The following is a 22,012-nucleotide window of genomic DNA, read 5'->3' on the forward strand; positions in this document are numbered from 1 at the left end:
ACATACTTATCCTCGCACGACATGGTCTCCATGATCCGAGCCGCGGCGCTACGGGGGCTCACCCCGCTGGTGGACGCGCTCGGGGGTGACGGTGCCGCGCTGCTCGGCCGGTTCCGGGTGCCGGTGGACGCCGTCGACCCGCCGGACGACGGTACCGCCGGCGACGGCCCGGACGGCGACGTGTTGATCCGCGCCGCCACCGCAGCCCGCATCCTGGAGGCCGCCGCCGCGACACTCGACTGCCCGGACCTGGGGCTGCGCCTCGCCGAGAGGCAGGGCCTGGACATCCTCGGGCCGCTCGCCGTCGTGCTGGAGAACTCGCCGACGCTGGGGGAGGCCCTGGAGGGCGCCGGGCGCTACCTGTTCGTGCACAGCCCCGCGCTGCGCGTCGCCCGCATCGACGACCCGGAGTCCGCGCACGGCGTGATGGGACTGCTCTACGACGGCCGCGGGGACGAGCCGGGTGCCGGGCCACCGCCCGCGCAGAGCGTCGACCTCGGCATCGGGGTGTTCCACCGGATCATCACGCTGCTCGCGGGCGGTCCGTACGGGCTGCGGTCGGTGCACCTGCCGCACCCGCCGCTGGCCGCCGAGCAGCGCTACCGCGAGTTCTTCGGGACCGACGTCCGCTTCGAGCGGCCGGCCGCCGTCCTGCGCGTGCCCGCCGATCTGGCCAGCCGCCCGCGCGAGGGTGGCGACGAGACGGTCCGGGCGATCGCCGTCGACTACCTCGAGACGCACTTCGACCGGCCCGGCCGCACGGTCACCGACCGCGTGCGGACGGCGCTGGCCCGGTCGCTCGGCACCGGGCCGGCCCGGATCGGGTCGGTCGCGCGACTGCTGCGGATGCACCCGAGGACGCTGCAGCGTCACCTGGCGTCCGAGGGCACGACGTTCGAGTCCGTGCTCGACGAGGTCCGGCGCGAGGCCGCGCACCGCTTGATCACCCGTACCGATCTGCCGTTCACCCAGGTGACGGCGATGGTCGGGCTGGCCGAGCAGTCGGCGCTGACCCGGGCGTCGCGCCGCTGGTTCGGCGAGTCCCCGCGCGCGTTGCGGCGCGGCGCCGCGGCGAGGTGACCGCCCCCGAACACGCCGCCCGATCGCCCCGCCTGCGTCGAGTGGCGCGTTGCGGCGACCGTTACCGCCCGAACCCACCACTCGATCTCGCGACGCTCGTCGAGCGGCGTGTCTCGGCGGACCGGAGCGGAGTCGCGGCGAGCTGTACGGCCTGCAGCTGCGGTGGGAGGGTGATCGCCGTGGCCGACGAACCAGTGCTGCTGAGCAGCGACGACGGCGGCGTCCGCACGCTGACGCTGAACCGCCCGCACCGGCGCAACGCCGTCGACCGGGCACTGTGGGACGCGCTCGCCGAGGCCCTGGCCGCGATCACCGACGACGCGTCGGTGCGGGCCGTGGTGGTCACCGGTGCGGGCGGGGCGTTCTGTGCGGGTGCTGATCTGTCCGGCGGCGTGCCGGACGAGCACCCGTTGCGCGGCATGCGTCGGGTCAACGACATCGCGCTGCTGCTGCACGAGCTGCCGCAGCCGACGGTGGCCGCGGTGGACGGCATCGCGGTCGGGGCCGGCTGGAACCTGGCGCTGGGGTGCGACCTCGTCGTCGCCACCCCGGGCGCCCGGTTCTCGCAGATCTTCGCCCGGCGCGGGCTGTCACTGGACTTCGGCGGCTCGTGGCTGCTGCCGCGCGTCGTCGGGCTGCAGCAGGCGAAGCGGATCGCGCTGCTCGCGGACATCCTCGGCGCCGACGAGGCGCTCGCGCTCGGGCTGGTCACCGAGATCGTGGGAGAGGAGGAGCTGGCCGACCACGTCGCGGCCCTGGCGGCCCGGCTCGCGTCCGGCCCGCCGGTCGCACTGGCGCAGACGAAGGCGTTGCTGAACTCCGGCGTGCAGTCGTCGATGCGCGAGGCGCTGGAGGCCGAGGCCCGGACGCAGACGATCAACTTCGCGACGGACGCCCCGGAGGGCCTCCGCGCGTTCGTCGACCGGCGGGACCCGGACTACACCGGTACCTGGCGGGTGACCTGAGCCGGAGGGATCAACCTCCGTTGACCTGGCAGTGAGGGCTGTCCGAGACGTGGTCGAACAGCCGTCAGCGCCATGTCGACCAGGTCGGACCGTCAGTCGAACAGGTCCGGGTCCGTCCGCACGACCTCGTCCCAGAGCGGCTGGAACGCGAACCAGCCGGCGAACGCGTTGCCGGTCTGCCTGCGGGTGAACTCGGCGTTCTCCGGGTTGATCAGCGTCGGCGTGCCGGCCGCCTCGGCCATCAGCTGCGCCTGGCAGTTGCGCTCGGTGGAGATGAACCACCATGCCGCCTCGGCGACGGTGTCGCCGACGGTGAAGATCCCGTGGTTCTGGTGGAACGCCATCTTCGCCTCGCCAAGGCCCTTCGCCAGCAGGCGACCGGCCTCCTGGTCGACCACGACGGCGCCCGCACCCTCGGAGACGACGACGTGGTTGCCGTACAGCGCGCACGCGTCCTGCGTGATCGGGTCCAGCGTGCGCCCCAGCGACGACCAGGACTTCCCGTGCACCGAGTGCGCGTGACACGCGGCGACGACGTCCGGGCGGGCCTTGTGCACCTCGGAGTGGATCACGAAACCGGCGCGGTTGACCGGCTTGTTCCCGTGCCGGACGACGCCGTCGTGGTCGACGGCGATCAGGTCGGACACCCGGATGTGCCGGAACGACATGCCGAACGGGTTCACCCAGAACAGGTGCTCGTCCTCCGGGTCGCGGACGGTGATGTGCCCGGCGACGCCCTCGCCGAACCCGAACCGCCCGAAGATCCGGAACGCCCCGGCCAGCTGCTGCTTGCGGTGCAGCCGCTCCTCGGCGGACGTGGCGAACTCGGGCGGACGGGGGAGCGCGATTCCCTCCTGCGTCGGCTCGAACTCGGACATCGTGTCGGCGGAGTCGGGGCGCGGGGCGGTCGGTGCGGCCATGCCTCGACGCTGCGCCGCGTTCCCGGCGGCGTCAACCCCTGGCGGCTGATCGGCGGACGCGTCCGGATCGGCGCGGGACTCCGCCGCGATCCGGACCGACGCGCTGATCATCGGGCGCCGGCGGGCGCCGCTCACCCCGGCCGTGACGTGACGTAGATCAGGTTCAACGCCTGGCCCGGCGCCGGGTGCGTCTCGACGTCGCCGAAGCCCGCGTCGGCGAGCATCGCCCTCGCCGTCTCCTGGCCCCACGCGGCTCCGAGCCCGGCACCGCCCGCGGCCAGCGACACGGTCATGCAGTGCAGCGTGGAGATCGCGTAGATCCACGGCGCGAACGGGTTGCCCACGTTGTCCGCGACTCCGGAGTGCGCGGCCATGTCGACCATCACGAACCGGCCGCCGGGCACGAGCGCGTCGTGGATCGAGCGGAGCATGCCGGCCGGATCGGCCTGGTCGTGCACGGCGTCGATCGCGACGACGGCGTCGAACGGCGACGCCGGGGAGAACGCCGCCGCGTCGGCGACCTCGAACGTCACGTTGTCGAGCTCCGCGGTCTCGGCGCGGGCGGCCCGGAGAGCGTCCTCGGACAGGTCGTAGCCGACGAACGTCGACGCCGGGAACGCCGCCGCCAGCAGCGCGAGCGCGTGCCCGGTGCCGCACCCGACGTCGGCGACGCGGATGCCGGACGTCAACGCCTCGGCGAACCCGGGCACCAGCGGCAGCCACGCGTCGACGAGCAGCTCGTCGAGCGGACGGCGGTTCAGCTCGTCCATCACGCCGGTGAACTCCGGCGCGAACGCCGGGTACGGGACGCCGCCGCCCTCGCGGAACGCGCGCTCCACGCCGTCGAGGTTGCGGCCCATCAGCGTGACCATCGCCGCCATCGGGCCCATGTTCTTCGACCCGCCGCCGGTGAGCGCCGCGGCGTGCTCCGGCGGGAGCGCGTACCGATCGTCGTCGGCGGAGAACGTCATGATCTCCGCGGTGACCATGGCGCCCAACCATTCCCGCACGTAGCGCTCGTCGCACCCGGCGCGGGCCGCGAGCTCTGACGAGGTCGCCGGCCCCTCGGACGCAGCGGTGAACAGGCCGGTCCGGTGCCCGATGTCGATCATGTAGCTCAGCGCCCCGTGGGTGTAGACGCCGAACAGGTGGCGGGCGAACGCGCGCACCTTCTTCCGGTCGACGGGCGCCGCGTCCGTGTCGGTCATGTCGAGGATCGTGCCCCATCGGGCGGCGCGTCCGGGAGGTCGCGGTGCGCGTCGTCCTCGACATGAGCGCGCAGCGATCCGAGCAGCCGGGTGAGCTCGGCGCGGTCGACGGAGGAGAGGTGCCCGAACAGCGCATCCGCCTGCTCACCGCGCGACGCCCGCACGCCCTCGGCGGCCCGCACGCCGTGGTCGGTGAGCCGCAGGAGCGTCGCGCGGCGGTCGTGCGGGTCCGGCACGCGTTCGCACAGACCGCGGTCCGCCAGATCGTCGACGACCTCGGTCGCCGACCGCGGCGCGATCCGCAGGTGCCTGGCCAGCTCCCCGGGGCGCATCTCGCCGTGCCGGGCGAGCACCGACAGGGCCCTGGCCTGCGACGGCGACAGCTCCCACCGGGCGAGCGCCTCGGCCGAGACGTGCCGCAGCCGCCGGGCGACCGACCAGAACGCGTCGACCAGCTCGGTCGGGGACTCGGGATCGGCCACGGGAACAGCCTAGCAAGAAGTGCTGTTGTAGCCTCATACTGAGGCAACCTCACTGAATGCCTCCCTCACGACCCTACTGACGCTCCCGAACCCACGACCCTCACCGAACGGAGTCCCACTTGGATCCCCGACAGGTCACGCCCCCGTCCGGGCGCCGCGGCTCCCGCTCCGCCACGAGCGAAGAGAAGTCCCAGGCCCGTGACGTCTCCCTGCGCCGGATCGGCGCGCTGTTCCGTCCCCACCGGCGCTCGCTCGCCGTCGTCATCGCCGCGATCTCCGCGGCGGCCGTCGTCGGCATGGCGTCCCCGTTCCTGTTGCGCGAGGTCATCGACGTCGCGCTCCCGCAGCGCGACGTCGTCCTGTTGGCCTGGCTCGCCGCCGGCATGGTCGCCGTCGCGGCGGTCACGGCCGCGCTCGGCGTCGCCCAGACCTGGATATCCACCCGGATCGGTCAGGAGGTCATGCACGGGCTGCGCACGTCCGTGTTCGCGCACCTGCAGCGCCAGTCGCTGGCGTTCTTCACCCGGACCCGCACCGGCGAGGTGCAGTCCCGGATCACGAACGACATCGGCGGCATGCAGTCCGTGGTCACCTCGACGGCGACGTCGATCGCGTCGAACGTCACCACCACGATCGCGACCCTGGTCGCGATGCTGGCGCTGTCCTGGCCGCTCACGCTCGTCTCGCTCGTCGTGATGCCGCCTGCGATCTTCCTGACGCGACGGGTGGCGCGGACCCGCCGGGCGATCACCACCGAGCAGCAGCGCGAGCTGGCCGACCTGAACGTGACCGTCGAGGAGAGCCTGTCGATCAGTGGCGCGTCGCTGTCCAAGACGCTCGGCAGCGGGCCGGAGCTGATCCGCCGGTTCGACGCGTCGTCGCACCGGTTGGTCGGGCTGGAGCTGCGGTCGCAGCTCGCCGGGCGCTGGACGATGGCCGTCACGCAGGTCGTGTTCGCCGCCGTCCCGGCCGTGATCTACCTGTCCGCCGGAATGCCGTTCGTGTCGCTGTCGATCGGCACGCTGGTCGCGTTCACCGCGCTGCAGGCCGGGCTGTTCCGCCCGGTGATGAGCCTGCTCTCGCTCGGCGTGCAGATCGTGTCGTCGCTCGCCCTGTTCGCGCGGATCTTCGAGTACCTGGACCTGCCGGTGGATGTCGCCGAGCCGGAGCACCCGGTCGCGATCGACCCCGCACGGGTCGACGGGCACGTGCGCCTCGAGGACGTCACGTTCGCCTACCCGGGCGCGGACACGGCGGCTCTCGCGGGCATCGACCTGGACGTCGCGTCGGGTACGACGCTCGCGGTCGTCGGCGAGACCGGCTCCGGCAAGTCGACGCTGGCCGGGCTCGTCGCACGCCTGCAGGACCCGACCGCGGGACGCGTCACGATCGACGGCGTCGACGTGCGTGACATCGCCTCGGCCGACCTCACCCGGATCGTCGGCGTGGTCAGCCAGGAGACGTACCTGCTGCACGCGACCGTGCGGGAGAACCTGCGTCACGCCAACCCGGACGCGACCGACGCCGAGATCGTCGAGGCCGCGCGGGCCGCGCAGATCCACGACCTCATCGAGTCCCTGCCGGACGGCTACGACACGATGGTCGGATCCCGGGGCCACCGGTTCTCCGGCGGCGAGAAGCAGCGGATCGCGATCGCGCGGACACTGCTGCGCGACCCCAGGGTGCTGGTGCTCGACGAGGCCACCAGCGCGCTGGACACCGAGACGGAGCGGGCCGTGCAGGCCGCGTTCGACGAGCTCGCCGTCGGCCGCACGACGATCACGATCGCGCACCGCCTGTCCACGGTGCGCCATGCCGACCGGATCGTGGTGCTCGACCACGGGCGGGTCGCCGAGTCCGGCACGCACGACGCGCTCGTCGCCGCGGAGGGCCGGTACGCCGCGCTGACGGCGGCGTGAGGTCAGCCGGTCAGGAAGTCCGAGTCCGGACGCAACGGCCTGCCGAGCCGGTCCACCACCGGCAGCACCTCCGCGAGCAGCGCGAAGTGCTCGTCGATCCAGGACCGCTGGGCCGCCCGGTAACCGTCCGGACCGGACGGGTGGACGGCCGTGCCGTGCCAGCCGCACTCGCAGGCCGGCGCGTACATCGTCGGTTCCGGCAGGCGACGGGCGTCGGTCCAGATGTCGGACCGCCCGCCGTCCGGGGCCACCCCGCTGACGTAGCCCTCGTGGTCGTCCCCGCCGGGGACCTCCACCGGTCCTATGTAGAGCACGTACGGATCGTCCCGCCGATCCGAGCGGGCGCAACCGTGGTTCGCCGAGCGGTCGCCATGACTCCGGGTCCACCCCGGGATCGACGACTGCGCTCCCTGCCGTGAACCCGACCGCCTGATCCGGGAGTGCGGCCTGGGACCTCGCGCGGTGGCCGTCGTCCGGTCCCGGGGCGTCGGCGACGACCCGGAGCACCCGACCGTGTGACTACCTGTCCGGCCTGGCGTCACCGGATCGGGTGATCCGGTGGGCCGCTACGCGACAGTCTTCGCGCTGTTACTGCGCACTCCGGGTGATGATTGCCGGATCCGGGTTTCGTCGAGTGCGATGCGGGGACCCCATCGCCAACGCGACGTACCGTAGACCAATCCAGGTGGGCCCGGACGCTGGGGAGCCGTCCACCCCGCCTCGCCAGGGGCCCGGTTCGACTGCTTCGGGGGTGGCCGAACCGGGCCCCGACATCTGTCCGGACGACGTGTGGTCCACCTGTCGACCCTGTCGACCCTGTCGACGACGAGACCGGAGCCGAGGAGCGCGACGAGGGCTGACCGCCGCGTCAGCGCATCTGCGCCAGGATCGTCCGGCTGATCGCACGATCCATGACACCGAGCACCTCGGACCGCGTGCGGCCCGGTGTGTCGTTCCACCGGACCAGCTCACGCATCCGCGCCCGGCGCACGATCGGCGCGACCGCACCCTCCGGTGCGTCGTGGTGTCCCCGCTTCATCTCCTGCAGCGACTCCCATACCCGGTCCACGGCCGGCCCGGAATCGCGGTCGATGTGGGTGAACGCCCCGCCACCGTGCCCGGCGACCGCGACGGCCGCCACGAGACAGGCCGAGTCGATCCCGTCCGGTCCCGGCGTCGGGCCGAACAGACGTTGACGCAGCGGCCGGGGCCCGGTGCGGTACCACCCGTCCTGCAGCCACCCGCGTTCGAGAATCGCCCGGGCCGCCTCCAGGATCGCGAGCGTGCGTTCCTCCTCCGACGGGGTCGTCGCCGGCGCGGGGACGACCGGCGACGGGACGAACGGGTCGGACGTGGGGATCGTCGTGTACGCCATAGCTGGGCTCCCTCGAAGCTCCCGCGGCTCGGAGGCCGCGCGACCGCACCCACATTGTCGTCGCCGGAGCACCGGTTCGCACACCACGTTCCCCGTGACGGCGCAGGCGACGGCAGGATCGGCCGCCATGAGCCTCGCGCGCCCGTACCCGCCCGACCTCTACCACGGTGACAGCGGGGAGCCCTCCGCGGTCCGCGTCCCCGCGGACCGGGAACCGGAACTCCCGACCGCCCACTACCTCGCCACCGGCGAGAGCACCGGCGGGCTGTACGGCCTCTACCGCTGGATGATGGGGCCGGAGCCGGCCGGGCCCGCGCCGCACTTCCACCGGTCGATCTCCGAGTCGTTCTACGTGCTCACCGGCGTGGTCCGGATCCACGACGGCCGCGGCTGGGTCGAGTGCGGTCCCGGTGACTTCGTGCACGTGCCGCCCGGCGGCATCCACGGCTTCCGCAACGAGTCCGGCGAACCGGCGTCGATGCTGCTGCATTTCGCGCCGGGAGCACCGCGGGAGGAGTACTTCGAGGTGCTCGCCGACGCGGCCCGCCGCGAGCGGATGGAGGCCGAGGGCCGCGACGAGTTCATGTTCCGGCACGACACGTACTGGGTGTGACCGTGAGATCGACCCTGGCCCACGCGGTGTTGGCGTAGCCGCCCGGACTCCCGGTCGCGGTCCCGGTCAACGCACGCGGGCGTGGAACCGTTCGACGAGTGCCGCGAACAGCTCCGGCTCCTCCAGGTTCGTGAGGTGCCCGGAGCGGGGGAGCACGGCGAGGCCCGCGTCCGGGAGCGTGCGGAGCAGCATCAGCCCGACGTCCGGGACGGATCCGTCGTGGTCGCCCGCCACGATCAGCGTCGGCACCCGCATCGCGGACAGCTCGTCGGTCAGCTCGTAGAGCGACGGCCGCGACGCCTGCACGCCGAGCATGGTCAGCCCCGCACCGGTCGCGTCGTGCTCGGCGAGAATCCGCAGGTGTTCGGCGTAGGCGTCCGGGTACTTGTCCCGCAGGAACAACCGGCCCGGGCTCGACCCGTAGTCGGCGGCGACGGCCTCGGCGCCCTCGTTGCGGTAGCGCCCGGCGAGCGCGCGGGACTCGGTGCGGAACGCGGCGTCGTCCTCGGGCATGGCGCCGTACCCGCAGCCCGCGACGACGAGCGAGCGCGCCCGCTGCGGGTGGCGCAGACCCAGGTGCAGCGTCGCGAACCCACCCATCGAGTTCCCGACGACGTGGGCGGCCGTCTCCCCGGCGGCGTCCAGCACGGCGATCGCGTCGGAGACGGCACGCTCCTGCGAGTACGCCTCCGGGTCGTCCGGGACACCGGACGGTGGGTAGCCGCGGGCGTCGTAGGTCAGGCAGCGATGCGTGCGGGAGAAGTGCTCGACCTGCGGCGCCCACGAGCGGTGGTCGCCACCGAACTCGTGCACGAACAGGATCGGGTCACCGTCGCCCGTCGACTCCCAGTGCAGCGTGACGCCGTCCTCGGTGACGGTGTCCATGCGTCACTTCCCGAACAGTCCGCGCAGGTACGCGGCCTGCCCGATGTGCTGCATGTCGTCGCCGACCACGCTGACGAGCCGCACGGCCAGCGAGATCCCGTCGCCCCAGGTCCCGGGCAGGATCCGTTCGAGGTCGTCGTCGGTCAGGCCGTCGAGCAGCTGGTGGGTCCGCTCGGTGACGGCGTCGTGGTAGGCGATCAGCAGGTCCCCGCTCACCCGGACCTGCCCGACCTCGTCGGAGCTCTGGCCGTAGCCGGTGGCGCCGTCGTCGAACGGGAGCCCGAACCGCTCCGACCAGCCCTGCGACGTCCAGACCTGCTCGGTCCCGAACGCCTCGGCCAGGTGGTCGTCCTGCACGCGGGTCCCGTGCCAGATCGTCCAGGCGATCGAGTTGCCCGGACCGTCGCCGAGGTCGGGGCGCCGGGCCAGCGTCTCGTCGTCGAGGCCTTCGACGGCCGAGGTCACGTCCTCGCGGATCCTGCCGAACGCGTCGGCGATGACGGCGGCGGCGTTCGCCATGGTCGTCCCTTCCTCGGTGATCGAGAACCGGCTCGAACCCTAGTTGTCCCGCCGCGTCGGTGCGGTGGCTACTCCGGGAACAGTTTGCGGGCGTACTTCTCGGACAGCAGCATCACCTCGTCGATCACCTTGCGCGAGAACTCGGGTATCTGCAGCATCGCTGCGGCACTCTCCATCGCGTGGCGGTTGAGCGAGAGGACCTCGTCGACCGACATCGTGGCGAGCGCCTTCTCGTCGAAGAGACCCAGGTAGTGCTGGAACCGGGTGACCATGGTGTGCACCTTGTCGGGCAGTCGGATCACTGGATTCTCCCGGGAGACAGCGTCTTTCAGTCGTCCGACGATGAGCTTCTTCACTTCGAGGTACTTGTTGTGGAAGGGCTCGTGTCGGTGGAGACCGGGCGCCGGGTCACCGTGGATGCCGGTCGAATACGCCTTCGGGTCTGCCGCGTTCGTCCCGCTCTTGCCGGTGGGGCCGCTCATCATCATCGTCGTGCGCGGAGCGGCGGGATCGGCCCGCCGGACCGCCGCGGTACCTCCGGCCCCCGAGGTGGCGAGGGCGGGCCGCATCCCGAGACCCTCGGCCACCTTCTCGGCGTCCACGCCGAACACGCCCAGGAACTGGCGGACCATCTCGTCGGCCTTCGCGTACAGGTCGGAGAAGGCTCCGTTCAGCGCGTCGACGCTCCGGCGCTCGATCTCGGCGAGCTCGCCGAGCAGGCGCGTCTTCCACCGGCCGGCGAGCTGCGGGATCCGCTCCAGCGTCGTCCGGACCTGCCCGAGAACCTTCGCCCAGAGCACCTGGCCGTACGCGACCCAGCTCGACCAGTGGGCGCTCCACCAGGCGAGCAGACGTCCGAGGTCGTCGCCACCGGGCAGAACACGGCGGGCGAGCTCGACGAGCTCGCCCGCGCGGCGGCGTCCCTGCCTGATCGCGAGCTTGGAGATGCCCTTCACGACGGTCCCGACCTCCGGCACGGCGCCGACCAGCGAGAAGGACAGCCCGACCCAGCGCATCGGTTTCCGGTACTCGCCGTTGTTGATCATATAGTGGAGGTGCGCGGCCACGTCGCGGACGTCGGCGACCTGGTCGACCCCCGGGATCAGCGACACGGCGGTGTCGATCAGGATCATCGGGACGGTCGGGTCCTCCCGGAACTCGCCCTGGAGTGCGCCGCCGATCGTGTCGAGGACCCCGGGGTCGGCGTCCCGCTCCGCCACCGGTGCCGGCGCGGCGGGCTCGGGGGCGCGACCGGCCGACCTCGGGGGCAGCATCATCGTGCTCGCCCACAGCGCCGTCGCACGGTTGCCCGCGGTCGACTGCCACCACTCGGGAGCGCCGGCGGCCGGGAGCGGGACCGTCGTCGGCGCTGCCGTCGCGAGCTCGGCAGGCTCGGCGCGATCCGTGCGCGGGGCCGGACCGGTCACCCGACGGCCGCCTCGGCGCGCTCCGGCTCCGGTTCCGCGACGAGCGGGTCGACGTCCGCGCGTACGGCCGTGACCTGCCAGCAGAACTCGCCGTCGCCGGTGCCGCCGTCGAGGGTGCGGACGTCGAACGCGCCACCGGAGACCTCCGTGGCGCCGAGCGGCGAGACCGCGGAGCCGTCCGCCAGCACGGGCGTGACCTGCACGGTCCGGTCCTCTGGCCGGGTCAGCGCCTCGAAGTAGGCCGGCAGCGTGATCCGGGCACGTCCGCGGGCGAGGCGAGCCCGGCCCCGGTAGGTCACCGTGTTCTCGGGACCCTCGACGCAGCCGTGCACGAGCACGCGCGCCGGATCCTGCGGGTGCGGGATCCGGAAGTTCTTGACCGACGCGCTGACGGTGCCGTTCGCGTAGATCTCGACGAGAGGGTTCTGCGGGTCGCCGCCGGCGTAGAGGGCGCCGCGGACGAAGACGTCGTGAGTGGACAGCCCGCCGCCGCTCCAGCTGGCGAAACCGTTGCCGACGTCTCCCTTCCGGGGCGAGGAGATCGCGACGTTTCCGGCGACCTGGACGGTCCCGGTGCCGCCCAGCGGTCCGCCGGGCGATCCGACCCGGACATCGGTGCCCGCCACGAACGACGGACTGCGCACCGCTGCGCCCGCCTGGACGGTCCCGCCGACCGACGAGTCCCCGCCCACGGTCTGGCTCCCGTCGACGGTCTGGCCACCTGCCCGGTGGTGTCCGGCCACGATCTGGCCGCCGGTCACCGTGACGTTGCCGTTCACGGTCGCGTCGCCGTTCACGGTCTGCCCGCCCCCGACGGTCTGGCCACCGCCGATGGTCTGGTGGCCGCCGACGGCGTGCGCGCCGGACACACCGAGTGCGCCGCGCACGTCCGCGTTGCGCAGCGTCAGGTCGGCGTACTCGACGGTGTCCCTGTCGTAGTCGAGCCCCGGCCATGTCGGGGACCGGTCGACGAGCTCGAAGCCGAACCTCGCGCGGAACGACAGCTGACCGTGCTGAACGCCCATGCCGGCGAACCCGACACCCCCCAGCAGCTCCCCCTCCGCGGTGGACGACCCGTCGACCCGGCCCATCAGGACCATTCCGGGAATCTCGACGATGCCGCCGGGCGAGGTGAGCGCCAGTCCGGTGCCGTTGCGGGACGGGGCGATCTCCCCGCTCCCGGCGTCATGGACGGACAGTGCTCCCGCCTCGTCACGTGACCACGACCTTCGCACGGTCAGACCCCCGGTGACCGGCCGCGGCCCGGACCGGCCCCCGGCGGTCAGCGCCGTCACCGAGCCCGCGGTGAGCGTGACCGACGCGAGGACGACGGCGTTCGGTCCCGGCGCGACGGTCGCGTTCTCCACGGTCAGGATCGGGCAGTGCTCGACCTGGTTGCCGGTCGTGATGCGCTCGTTCCAGGTCAGGACAACCAGGCGCTCGCCGTCACCCGACGTCGGGACGCGGACGCCGCCGCTGTCCGGGACGGTGACGCTCGTGGTGCCCACGCGTGCCGGCGCGCCCACCGCGAGCCAGATGTGCCGTCCCGACGGCGAGACCGCGACCCCGGGCAGCACCCGCACGCTCGCGGTGTCGCGGGTGGCCGTCACCTCGAGGCCCTGGCAGACACCGGACCCGTGCAGGCGGTTGTGCACCTGCTCCAACGGCGCGACGTAATTCGACCAGTCGACGTTCGCCTCCGCTCGCCCGACCGTCCCGGTCTGCGGCTGGCCCGAGGCGGTGGCGTACGCCGTGCGCTTGAGTCCGACGATGTCGGCCATGAGGGCTCCTCGTCCGGTTCTCGGGCGGGTTCAGCCGACCCGCAACGCGTCGCCGGACGCGGGTTCCGGCGCGTCGATCCGGGTCAGCAGCTCGTCGAGCACCCGCACCGCGCCGCCGACCTCCACCAGCGAGCGCTGCAGGACCGCGACCTCGCGCTCCAGTTCCCGCAGCCTGGTCTCGCCGATCTCCCGCTCGCGGACCAGCACCTCGCGCCGGTCCCGGACCCACTGCTCGACGTCGTCCATCGCTGTCTCCTCGTCCTCGGTTCAGACCGCCGTCGTCACCGACGGCAGGGCTCTGGCGGGTTGCTGGTCGGCCACGATCCGTTCGATGCCGGCCCGGATCGCCTTCTGCATCTCCACCTGCTCGGCGGTCGGTGGCCGGGACAGCGCGGGTCCGACGGCGAAGTGCACGAGCACGCCGAACTCGGCGTCGGTCGTGCGCCACGGCCGACGCGGCCAGCTCGTGATCTCCGGCTCGCCGGGATCGCAGAGGTAGAGCGTCCCGTCGTGCAGGACCATCCCGGTCGGATGGACCAGACGTCCGGGGCGGCACGCCGTCGACACCGTCGGCGGTGACGTGCTCAGGTCGACGCGGTGCACGAGGGCGGGGCGGGCCACGTCGCGCAGGAACGGGTTGTCCTTCTCGGCCGCGAGGGGCCTCAGCCCGACGTCGAGGACCAGCAGCCGTGCGGAGTCCTCCTCGACGACGGCGGTGGGCGCGACGATCGGGTTCCGCTCACCGTCCACTCCGGACAGAAGCCGGGTCGCCGTCCACGACGGCCGGGACACCCGCACGAGCTCGGCCGGTCCGCCGTCGCCCCCGAGCGCGCCGACGACCAGGGAGCCGTCGCCGAGGGCGAGCAGGGACACCGCGCCCTCCAGCCCGGCGAGCGTGTGGCGGCCCGGCGGGGTGCCGCCCGCGGGGATCGCCGACGGGTCGATCTCGACGAGTGCGGCGTCGCCGTCCGGTGCGTCGAGGACGACGAGGTCCCCCTCGGCGAGGGCGACCATCGCCACCGGCCGGACGAGACCGAGCTGGTCCCACCGGGCCACCTCGTCGACCACGTCGAGCCGCTCACCGGTCAGCCGGAGCAGGCGCCCCGGCGTCGCGGCCTCCGGGTCGGCGTCCAGCAGGTAGACCGTCGGACCGGCGACGACCGCGACCCCGACCGGCGCGTGCGGGGCGGGGACGTCGCCCGGGTCGGGCGGGTCCGACGGGTCCCTGGGCGGCGCCCAGTCGACGGGTCCGAGCCGGCGGGGGAGCGGCGGGGCGCCCGCGTGCTCGACCCGGCCGGTGCGGTCGACCCGCCACAGCCCGGGAGGCACCTGCGTCGCGCCTGCGGGGCCGCCGAGGTCGGCGAGCAGCAGGTCGAGCTCCGGGGTGAGGGTGACGCAGGTCGGTTGCACCAGCCCGTCCAGCACCACCCGGGTCGCGCCGGCCGCCCTCTCCAGCAGCGGTCCCGACGACAGGAGCGCGTGCACCTCGACGGCGACGTCCGGGCGCGGGCGGGCGAACAGGATCCGGGCACCGTCGTCGATCGCGACGCGGGGCCGTACCGCCGCCACGGCGTGCAGGTCGAGGTAGCGGGCCATTCCCTCGCGGCGGCCGCGGTGCGCGTGCACTCCGGCGATCTCGGCCACCGCGCGTCGTCGCTGGTAGTTGTCGTCCCATGCCGGCGGTACGGCGAAGGACACCCAGCCGGCCAGCCAGTCCAGCAGCTCCGGGTCGGTGGACCACGGGTCGAACAACCGGTCCAGACGGTCGATCCGCTCGCCGGGCGCCGGGCGGGCGGCGTCGGGAGCGGACGGCCCGGTGAGGGCCTCCCGGAACGCCTGCAGGAGGCCGTCCAGGTCGATGCCGGCCGCGTCGGCCCTGGCGCGGACGACCGGCGGGAGGAACCGCTCGTACCCGGGCGCGGTCATTCCACCGCCTTGTTGACGACGAGCGCCTCGTGCAGGCACACCTGCTCGTACTCGGCGACCCGGACGACCGGGCCGAACTCGGTGTCCGGCGTGGGCAGCTCGTCGTTGAACGGGACCGGACGGTGCAGCTTCCGGTCGAAGGTGACGCCCGTCGGGTGGTACAGCGGGACCTCGGCGCCGAGGACCAGGGAGGCCACGTACCCGATCTCCACCGGCGGGCGCACCGCCGCGTACACGTCGCTGGCGAACACGGACCGTCCGGCGGGCCATCCGTCGCCGTCCGGTCCACCGTGGACCGGATGCAGGAACTCCCCGGCCCGCCGTTCGATCTCGGCGTAGACGGTGTCGGCGCTGTCGACGCGGCGTTCGTCGAGCGCGCGCTGGAACACGCGGGCCGCGATCCGGATGCGGATCGGCAGGTAGCAGGGACCGGTCACGACGAGGTTGGCGGCCAGGTCGAGGCGGCCGTCCAGCTCGGCCCGCACATCGTGCACGAGGGCGATCGACGGGGTGGGCCGCGGCTCGTCGAGCGACGCGTCCGGGGTGACGAGCACGTGCACGGTGCCCGGTGCGCGGCTCAGACCGGCGAACGTCCACGGCGTCCCGATCGGGCCGACGACGCCCCCTTCTGCCGTGGCCTCCGTCTCGCTGAGGGTCCGGGGCGGCAGGCAACGGACCGCGGTCACGCCGGGGACCTGGGCGGTGAGGTACTCGTAGTCGTCGACCGTGACCGCCCGGTTGCGGTTGCGCAGCAGCTCGGGCGCCCTGGCCTTGGCGTCCTCCACCGGCTCCTCGTCGGTACCGCCCCGCCCGCCGACCGGGTTGGTCACCGCGACGACGCCCGGGGGTGGCGTCTGCAGGGTGACGACGGTGCCGGGGGCGACGTTCGCGGCGGCCGCCGTCTCCACGTACCGGTAGTGGGCGGTGATCGCCGCGCCGGCCGGGGGGACCGTCCCGTGATGCTGCTCGAGGCCGGTGGACGGGCCGGTCCCGAGGTCGACGTGGTCGCCGAACCGGACCTCTCCGGTGACCGGGTCGAGGCGGTACCAGGTTCCGGGCCCGGTCGGGAACTCGTCGCGGCGCGTCCACTCCGTCCCGTCGACCTTCACGACGGTGCCGGGTCCGTGGACCGGCCGGTTGCGCAGCTCGAACATCTGGAACGGCGTGCCGTCGCTGCGCCCCAGCGTCTCCGGGACGCGCACGGTGAGCGCGCTGGTGGCGGCGACGGTGTCCGTCCCGGCCAGCCGGATCCGCACCGTCGCCGGCTCGGACGCGCCGGTCGACGGCGGCGCGTGCGCGATCCGGACGCCGATCCAGAACCGTGCGGTGGCCCGGTCCACCGGGTCGGTGCCGCCGGGTTCGGTGCCGAGCTGCCAGTCGCCGGGCTTCTGCGGCGTCCAGCCGGCGGTGGGGGTGAGCCGGGCGGCGCCCGACCGGCGGAGGCCGCCGGTCGCGTCGGCCGCGGCGACGAACGCCGGCCAGTCCGCGGGCGCGACGGCGGCCGAGTGCAGCCACGTCACCTGCGGCTGCGCCCCGGCGGGCAACGGATCGTCCAGCTCGACGTGGACGTCGAACGCGCCGGTCGGTGGCTGCGCGAGGCCGAGGCAGAGGAGGCCGACGGTGCCAGGGGGCACGACGACCGTCGTGCCCGCCGGAGCCAGCGGGGCCAGCAGCGCGGTGGTCAGGTCGTGCGGGGTGCGGGCGCCGTCGAGGTCGGCGACGAACGCGGCGGCGTCCGGGGACCGGCGGGCCAGGGCGAGGTCGGTGTCGGTCTCGAACACGATCTGCGCCTCGGAGCCGCTGGGCCGGGTCGCGGCCCGCGTCCCGGACGCGACGGTGTCCGCGCCCGTGCCGGGGGAGGGGACGAACCGCAGCAGCGTCCGGGCCGGGGTCGCCGGACGACGGGTGATGCCGAGCAGGTCGAGGAACGCCGCGTAGTTCTTCTCCGGGACCTGGTTCAGCTTGAACGTCAGGCCTTCCACCAGCCACGCGAACAGCTCGACGAGCGTCATCCCGAGGTCCGACGGCCCGTGGTCGGTCCACTGTGGTGCGTACTTCGGGATCAGGGCGCGGACGTCGTCGACGAGCTGGGCCCACGTGCGGTCGTCGAGGTCGGGGACCGGGATGCGACCCCGCCCCGGCGTCGGTGCGGTCACGGATGCTCCAGGGTGAACGGGACGTCGAGGCGTCGCGGGACGGTCTCGCCGGTGATCCGGTAGAGCACGACGACCAGGAGCACGGCGGGATCGACCTGGTCGGGCGCCGCGTCGACGCGGACGACCTCGATCCGCGGCTCCCACGTCCGCAGCGCCGTCTCGACGTGGTGGCGGGCCAGGTGCGCCGTGGTCGGGTCGTTCGGCGCGAACGCGAGGCTCCCGAGCTCGCACCCGAACGTCGGGCGCATCACCCGCTCGCCCGGCCGGGTGCCGAGGATCATCCGGATCGACTCCTCGATCCGCTCGACGCCCGCGGACTCGGCCAGCGCGCCGGTGGGCCCGAGCCGCAGCGGGAACGCCAGGCCGCGTCCGTGCAGGTCGCCGGCGATCGGGTCGGTCGTCATCACACGGCCCGCAGGACACTCTGGCCTGCCGTCACCTGCAGCGACAGCGTCGGCTGTCCCTCGGTGACGCCGTCCAGGCCGGCCAGCAGGACCGGCGCGCCGCCTGCCCGCAGCACGGCCGAGGTGCTGCCGGGGGTCACGGACTGCACGGTCAGGCAGGGGGTCGGCGGCGACACGTCCTTGCGCGGGCAGCCGTCCACCACGCGCGGCACCACGTCGTCGGTGACCAGGACCGGGTGCGCCGTGGCCGCGGTGCCGGTCACGCCCGGTAGCCGGACCCGGAGCATCCCGGCGCCGTCCCCGAGCGCGACCCGGCCGGTGACCGGAGCGGCAGGCGGTGGCGCGCCGTGCCCGCACAGCACGGTGCCGGCCGTCGTCAGCACGTTCTGCGGATCCACGCCGTCACGCCTTCCGGTCGACGTCCATGTGCCCGTCGGCGGCGACGGTGACCGTCACGTTCCGGGCGGTGATGGCGGCGTCCCCGTCGCCCGCGTCGAGGACGAGTCCGTGCCTCGCCCGGACGGTGACCGTCCCGTCGTGGCTCATGGTCACCGTGCTTCCCCCCTTGTCGCTGATCACGACCTGTTCCTTCCCCTCGGTGTCGTCGAGCGTCACGGTGTGTGCCGTCGTGCGGATCCGGCGGACGTCCGCCGTCCCGGACGGTGGTTCGGCCTCCGTCCACAGCGACCCGAGCACCACCGGGGTCGCGAGCCGCCCGTCCAGGAACGCGACGAGCACCTGGTCGTTCACCGACGGCAGGAACTCGACCCCGCGGCCGGGGCCCGCGCCCAGCGCCACGCACGGCACCGGGTCGGTGCGGTCCTCCTCGGAGCGCCCCGGCAGCTCCACCTCCACCCGGTGGCTCTCCGGGTCGACCGCGACCACGACGCCGACGACGACGCCGGCGTGCGTCGGCGCCTGCCCCGGCGCGGCCGTGTCCGACGTGGACGACCGCAGCAGCTGCGTCAGGCTCGTGCCCCATCGTTGGCTGACCTCGAACGACGTCCGGTAGCCGCCGCCGTCGTAGGTGTGGGTGACCTGGCGCAGCCGGTAGCGTCCGCTGAACCGCTTCCCGACGCCGCGGATCTCGACCTGGTCCCCGGCCCGCAGCCCCGGATCTCCGACGGTCTCGCCGGATCCCTCGTAGAGTCCCTCCGAGATCTCCTCGAGCAGGGAGCGGGCGAGCGTCGCGGCGTCCAGCGGTGACGTCACGGCCTCGCCGCGGGCGATCCGCAGGCCGGCCCCGACGAGCGACTCGACGACCGTGTCGCCGAGCTTCTCGGCCAGCTGTTCCAGACCGAGGTCGGCGGCGGAGGCGACGCCGACGACCGCGCGGCCCAACCCGTCGTCGAAGCCTCGTACGACCTGCGTGCCGGCCTGGGCCGCCGCGGACAGCCGCGGGGTGAAACCCGCCAGCGTCGCGCCCCACTCCAGCACCCGGGCCTCGGTCTGCGGGCGCGGATGGTGGAAGTGCAGCTCCTCGCCGCGCACGAACAGGTCGAAGTGGTTGGCGCGGGCACGGCGCTGCAGGAACTCCCAGTCGGTGCCCTCGTGCGGCAGCTTGCGCTCGTGGTCGAACCGCGACGGGTCCACCACCGGGACCAGCCCGGCCTCGCCCGCGATCCGGGCGGCGATCACCGCGTCGTTCACGCCCTGCCACGGCGGACGGGTCACGGTGTCGTGGCGCAGCCGCTGGGACAGGTCGTAGGCGGTGACGGTCAGCGTCGCGGCGCCGCCCGCCGGGAACGACGGCGCGATCGACGCGATCCGGCCCCGCATCATCTCCTGCAGCGCGGACCCGTATCCCATGCTCAGCTCGAGCCGGTGACCGATGTCGAACAGGGAGCCGTCGACGAAACGGTGGTCGCTGTCGTCGAGCACGAGCGTGACCATGTCGGCCAGGTCGGTGTTGTTGTCGTAGCGCACCGACAGCAGGCGGGCCGAGACGTCCGCGGCCAGCAGCGTGCCGGCCACACGTACCACCGCCCGCGGGGCGAACCGGTCGGTCACCGGGTCACCCCCGGGATCCGCAGCGTGGTGCCGGACGGCAGCGCGATCGGGTCGACGATGCCGTTCTCGGTGGCCAGCTCGCGCCACCGCGCCGGGTCCCCGAGGTAGGTGGCGGCGAGACCGGCGAGCGTGTCCCCGCCGGCCAGCGTGTGCACCGCGGGCGGTCCGACGAACAGTCCCTGCTCGACCGTCACCTCGGCCGTCGCGTACTCCTGCAGGCGGACCGACAGGGCCGCGCGGACCGGGGTGCCGTCCTCGGCGAACATCGTGTACCGCTGGTCGGCCTGCACGAGCACGCAGCGGAAGCTCATCGAGCCCATCACGAACAGCAGCACCGGCGGCGCGTGCGTCGACGGCCGCTGCGCGAGCAGGTCGAGGATCCGCCGGACGGGTCCGCGCACGTCGCGGTCGGTGCCGCCGCGCTCGTAGGTGTCGAAGAACAGCTCCATCGACAACGTCCGGGAGCGGCCGCGCACGTACTGCACCGGCGGCGTCGCGCGACCGGGGATCGGGATCTCGGCGATCTCGTTGCCCTGCTCCAGGCGGTACTCCTCCGGGTTGTACATCACCGGGACGTGCTCACCGGAGCCGGTGTCGATCAACACCGCCTTCGCGAGTGCGGCCATGTCACCCGCCCCGCTCGATCTCGACGCGCAGGCGTCGCAGCAGCTCGCGGTACGCGGCGTCGGACAGGGCGGCACCGGCGGCGGCCACCGGGGGCGGCGGCGGTGCGACGGTGTCCCGGTCGGTCGCGGCGGCCATCGGGTGGGCCTGCGGGGCTCCGACGTCGGGGACGGACGGTGCCGGCGCGGCCGGAGCGGGCGGCGGCGGCGCGACGGGCATCCGCTGCACCGCCTCCCGCTCGACGGTGCGGGCCCACCGTTCCTCGTCCGCGCGCCCCGCCGCCGTCGAACGCCGCCAGGCAGCGCCGGGACGTCCGGCGGCCTCGACGTGCGCGGCCTCGTGCGCGACGAGGCCCAGCCCGGCGGGCTCGTCCGGGCGGAACGCGCCGTCGCGGAACGAGGTGCGATCCCCGGAGGTGACCGCGTCCGCGCCGGGTACCGCGTCCGGAGCGGCCGTCCGCACCCGCATCGCGTTCCCGGCCGCGCGCAGCCCCGGGGGCAGCCGGTCGGTGACGGTCGCGCCGAGCGGGTTCCACTCCGGCTCCGGATCGCCGGGCAGCGCGGGCAGGCCCGCCTGCTGCTCGACGCGGCGGAACCGGTCGGCGGGCTCGGGGCGCTCCGCCGCGCGGGCCAGCACCGGCGCCGCACCCGCCGTCCACACCGGACGGTGGGTGCGCCGGTCGACCAGCTCGCGGGCGCTCGCCGCGAGCCGGGTGCCGAGCGTGTCGACGTCCGGCGCGGCGTCCGGCTCGGGTGCCGTCACGACCGGCCCTCGCTGTCCAGCACGGCGGCGAGCCAGTCGCCGCGGTCACGGTGGTCCATCTCCATCAGTTCGCGGTGGGTCCAGTGGACACGGCGTCCGAGCTCGGCGACCTCCCGGTAGACCCGGTCGCGGGGGTAGCCGACGATTCCCCCGGCGGCGGCACCTCGGCGACGACCTCCGAGCGGCAGGACGGGCAGGTCGCGGTGACGGTGCGCGGGGTCAGCGCGTTGATCCGGTTGTAGAGCTCCTGCAGGTGGCTCAGGTCGGCGCTGAACAGGCCCTCGATCACACCGGGGTTGACCGCGGGGAGCGTGCCGAGCCGCAGCACCACCCGGGACAGCAGGATCACGATCAGGTAGGCGGGCAGGGCCTGCACCCGCGGGTCGCGCATCGGGAGGATCTCGTCGGCCGCGGTCGCCAGGCGCATCGTGCCCCGGCGGTGCAGCGTGCCGTCGGCGTCGACGTAGCCGAGCGGCAGCGTGAACTCGTGCTCGACGACGAGCATCCCGCTCATGCCCGCGTGATGCCCTCGTGCGCGAGCACGAGGGTCTCGACGGCGATCTCGTTGCCGGTCGCGTTGAACGCGGGGCCGTCCCACTTGGTCGGCCACGCCGCGACGAAGTTCCACCGCGCGACCTCGTGGTGGTTGGACAGGTCGAACACGACGACCGAGCCGTTGCGGCGGGTGAACGCCCCCTGCGTCACCTCGCGGCGCCACTGCCACAGCTCGTCGGATGCCGTCAGACCCCACTTGAGCGTGATGTCCGAGTACGTCGTCTTGCCCGGCAGCTTGCGCACCGTCGTGTTGTCGCCGCCCTCGCGCGTCTCGATCACCTCGGTGGTCGACGACAGCCCGCTGCACTCGCGGAAGCTCGCCTGCGCGATGCCGTCGAGCTCCACCAGGAAGTTGAACGCGAGGTACGGGTCGATGCGCTCCCCGGTCTGTGCCATGCGAC

Annotated in this window: 23 protein-coding genes; 4 read left to right on the forward strand and 19 right to left on the reverse strand. The window is 73.7% G+C overall.

Going from position 1 to position 22,012, the window contains the following annotated elements:
* Nucleotides 1-21 precede the first annotated feature (21 nt).
* Together EV378_RS33995 and EV378_RS34000 are read left to right on the forward strand one after the other, a co-directional pair.
* A complete protein-coding gene (locus EV378_RS33995) occupies nt 22-1,080 on the forward strand; it encodes an AraC family transcriptional regulator (protein ID WP_165922615.1) in 1,059 nt (352 codons plus the stop codon).
* 179 nt (nt 1,081-1,259) lie between these two features.
* Nucleotides 1,260-2,045 (forward strand): enoyl-CoA hydratase/isomerase family protein, encoded by a 786-nt coding sequence (locus tag EV378_RS34000; RefSeq protein ID WP_207908945.1) that lies wholly within the window; start codon nt 1,260-1,262, stop codon nt 2,043-2,045.
* Between the two features lie 92 nt (nt 2,046-2,137).
* Here the strand turns inward: EV378_RS34000 and EV378_RS34005 are convergent, their stop codons facing one another.
* The 3 genes from EV378_RS34005 to EV378_RS34015 form a co-directional block, all read right to left on the reverse strand.
* Nucleotides 2,138-2,965: a class II aldolase/adducin family protein gene (locus EV378_RS34005; RefSeq protein WP_132431988.1), complete on the reverse strand. Its 828-nt coding sequence runs from the start codon at nt 2,963-2,965 to the stop codon at nt 2,138-2,140.
* A 131-nt stretch (nt 2,966-3,096) separates the two neighbouring features.
* Nucleotides 3,097-4,173: a class I SAM-dependent methyltransferase gene (locus EV378_RS34010; protein WP_132431990.1), complete on the reverse strand. Its 1,077-nt coding sequence runs from the start codon at nt 4,171-4,173 to the stop codon at nt 3,097-3,099.
* Nucleotides 4,170-4,655 (reverse strand): MarR family winged helix-turn-helix transcriptional regulator, encoded by a 486-nt coding sequence (locus tag EV378_RS34015; protein ID WP_207908946.1) that lies wholly within the window; start codon nt 4,653-4,655, stop codon nt 4,170-4,172. Before EV378_RS34015 ends, EV378_RS34010 begins: the two co-directional genes overlap by 4 nt.
* A gap of 119 nt (nt 4,656-4,774) precedes the next feature.
* Between EV378_RS34015 and EV378_RS34020 the strand changes: the two genes are divergently transcribed.
* The gene (locus EV378_RS34020) at nt 4,775-6,574 is read left to right on the forward strand and encodes an ABC transporter ATP-binding protein (RefSeq protein WP_132431992.1); all 1,800 of its coding nucleotides are present in this window, start codon (nt 4,775-4,777) and stop codon (nt 6,572-6,574) included.
* Between the two features lie 2 nt (nt 6,575-6,576).
* Here EV378_RS34020 and EV378_RS34025 read toward each other — a convergent pair whose 3' ends face one another.
* On the reverse strand, nt 6,577-6,888 hold the full coding sequence (locus tag EV378_RS34025; RefSeq protein ID WP_132431994.1) for a hypothetical protein: 312 nt from the start codon (nt 6,886-6,888) through the stop codon (nt 6,577-6,579).
* A gap of 554 nt (nt 6,889-7,442) precedes the next feature.
* Entirely contained in the window at nt 7,443-7,949 is a 507-nt protein-coding gene (locus EV378_RS34030; protein ID WP_132431996.1) for a DUF6197 family protein, read from the reverse strand.
* Between the two features lie 127 nt (nt 7,950-8,076).
* On the opposite strand from EV378_RS34030, the gene EV378_RS34035 reads away from it, so the two are divergent.
* A complete protein-coding gene (locus EV378_RS34035; RefSeq protein WP_132431998.1) occupies nt 8,077-8,562 on the forward strand; it encodes a cupin domain-containing protein in 486 nt (161 codons plus the stop codon).
* A gap of 66 nt (nt 8,563-8,628) precedes the next feature.
* Here EV378_RS34035 and EV378_RS34040 read toward each other — a convergent pair whose 3' ends face one another.
* The 14 genes from EV378_RS34040 to EV378_RS34105 all read right to left on the reverse strand — a co-directional run bounded on the left by EV378_RS34040 (nt 8,629) and on the right by EV378_RS34105 (nt 22,007).
* A complete protein-coding gene (locus EV378_RS34040; protein WP_132432000.1) occupies nt 8,629-9,447 on the reverse strand; it encodes an alpha/beta fold hydrolase in 819 nt (272 codons plus the stop codon).
* A gap of 3 nt (nt 9,448-9,450) precedes the next feature.
* The gene (locus EV378_RS34045; protein ID WP_132432002.1) at nt 9,451-9,966 is read right to left on the reverse strand and encodes a mycothiol transferase; all 516 of its coding nucleotides are present in this window, start codon (nt 9,964-9,966) and stop codon (nt 9,451-9,453) included.
* Between the two features lie 68 nt (nt 9,967-10,034).
* Complete coding sequence (locus EV378_RS34050) at nt 10,035-11,393, reverse strand: hypothetical protein (protein WP_132432004.1); 1,359 nt, start codon at nt 11,391-11,393, stop codon at nt 10,035-10,037.
* Nucleotides 11,390-13,174 carry a hypothetical protein gene (locus EV378_RS34055; protein ID WP_132432006.1) on the reverse strand — a complete coding sequence of 595 codons (1,785 nt, stop codon included), beginning with the start codon at nt 13,172-13,174 and terminating at the stop codon, nt 11,390-11,392. Before EV378_RS34055 ends, EV378_RS34050 begins: the two co-directional genes overlap by 4 nt.
* Before the next feature lie 30 nt (nt 13,175-13,204).
* Nucleotides 13,205-13,420 carry a hypothetical protein gene (locus tag EV378_RS34060; RefSeq protein WP_132432008.1) on the reverse strand — a complete coding sequence of 72 codons (216 nt, stop codon included), beginning with the start codon at nt 13,418-13,420 and terminating at the stop codon, nt 13,205-13,207.
* Nucleotides 13,421-13,441: 21 nt separating this feature from the next.
* Nucleotides 13,442-15,100 (reverse strand): phage tail protein, encoded by a 1,659-nt coding sequence (locus tag EV378_RS34065; protein ID WP_165922616.1) that lies wholly within the window; start codon nt 15,098-15,100, stop codon nt 13,442-13,444.
* Nucleotides 15,097-17,256, reverse strand: coding sequence for a baseplate J/gp47 family protein (locus tag EV378_RS34070; protein ID WP_132432012.1), 2,160 nt, complete (start codon nt 17,254-17,256; stop codon nt 15,097-15,099). Before EV378_RS34070 ends, EV378_RS34065 begins: the two co-directional genes overlap by 4 nt.
* On the reverse strand, nt 17,253-17,660 hold the full coding sequence (locus EV378_RS34075; protein ID WP_132432014.1) for a GPW/gp25 family protein: 408 nt from the start codon (nt 17,658-17,660) through the stop codon (nt 17,253-17,255). The genes EV378_RS34070 and EV378_RS34075 overlap by 4 nt, the downstream gene beginning before the upstream one ends.
* Nucleotides 17,660-18,058: a hypothetical protein gene (locus EV378_RS34080; protein WP_132432016.1), complete on the reverse strand. Its 399-nt coding sequence runs from the start codon at nt 18,056-18,058 to the stop codon at nt 17,660-17,662. Before EV378_RS34080 ends, EV378_RS34075 begins: the two co-directional genes overlap by 1 nt.
* Nucleotides 18,059-18,062: 4 nt before the next feature.
* The gene (locus EV378_RS34085) at nt 18,063-19,670 is read right to left on the reverse strand and encodes a phage baseplate assembly protein V (RefSeq protein WP_132432018.1); all 1,608 of its coding nucleotides are present in this window, start codon (nt 19,668-19,670) and stop codon (nt 18,063-18,065) included.
* Nucleotides 19,667-20,296, reverse strand: coding sequence for a CIS tube protein (locus tag EV378_RS34090; RefSeq protein ID WP_132432020.1), 630 nt, complete (start codon nt 20,294-20,296; stop codon nt 19,667-19,669). Before EV378_RS34090 ends, EV378_RS34085 begins: the two co-directional genes overlap by 4 nt.
* A 1-nt stretch (nt 20,297) precedes the next feature.
* Nucleotides 20,298-21,056: an eCIS core domain-containing protein gene (locus EV378_RS34095; protein WP_132432022.1), complete on the reverse strand. Its 759-nt coding sequence runs from the start codon at nt 21,054-21,056 to the stop codon at nt 20,298-20,300.
* A 64-nt stretch (nt 21,057-21,120) separates the two neighbouring features.
* Nucleotides 21,121-21,570: a phage tail assembly protein gene (locus EV378_RS34100; protein WP_207908947.1), complete on the reverse strand. Its 450-nt coding sequence runs from the start codon at nt 21,568-21,570 to the stop codon at nt 21,121-21,123.
* Nucleotides 21,567-22,007 carry a phage tail protein gene (locus EV378_RS34105; RefSeq protein ID WP_132432024.1) on the reverse strand — a complete coding sequence of 147 codons (441 nt, stop codon included), beginning with the start codon at nt 22,005-22,007 and terminating at the stop codon, nt 21,567-21,569. Before EV378_RS34105 ends, EV378_RS34100 begins: the two co-directional genes overlap by 4 nt.
* Nucleotides 22,008-22,012 lie beyond the last annotated feature (5 nt).

The organism is Pseudonocardia endophytica, assembly GCF_004339565.1.
GTDB lineage: Bacteria > Actinomycetota > Actinomycetes > Mycobacteriales > Pseudonocardiaceae > Pseudonocardia > Pseudonocardia endophytica.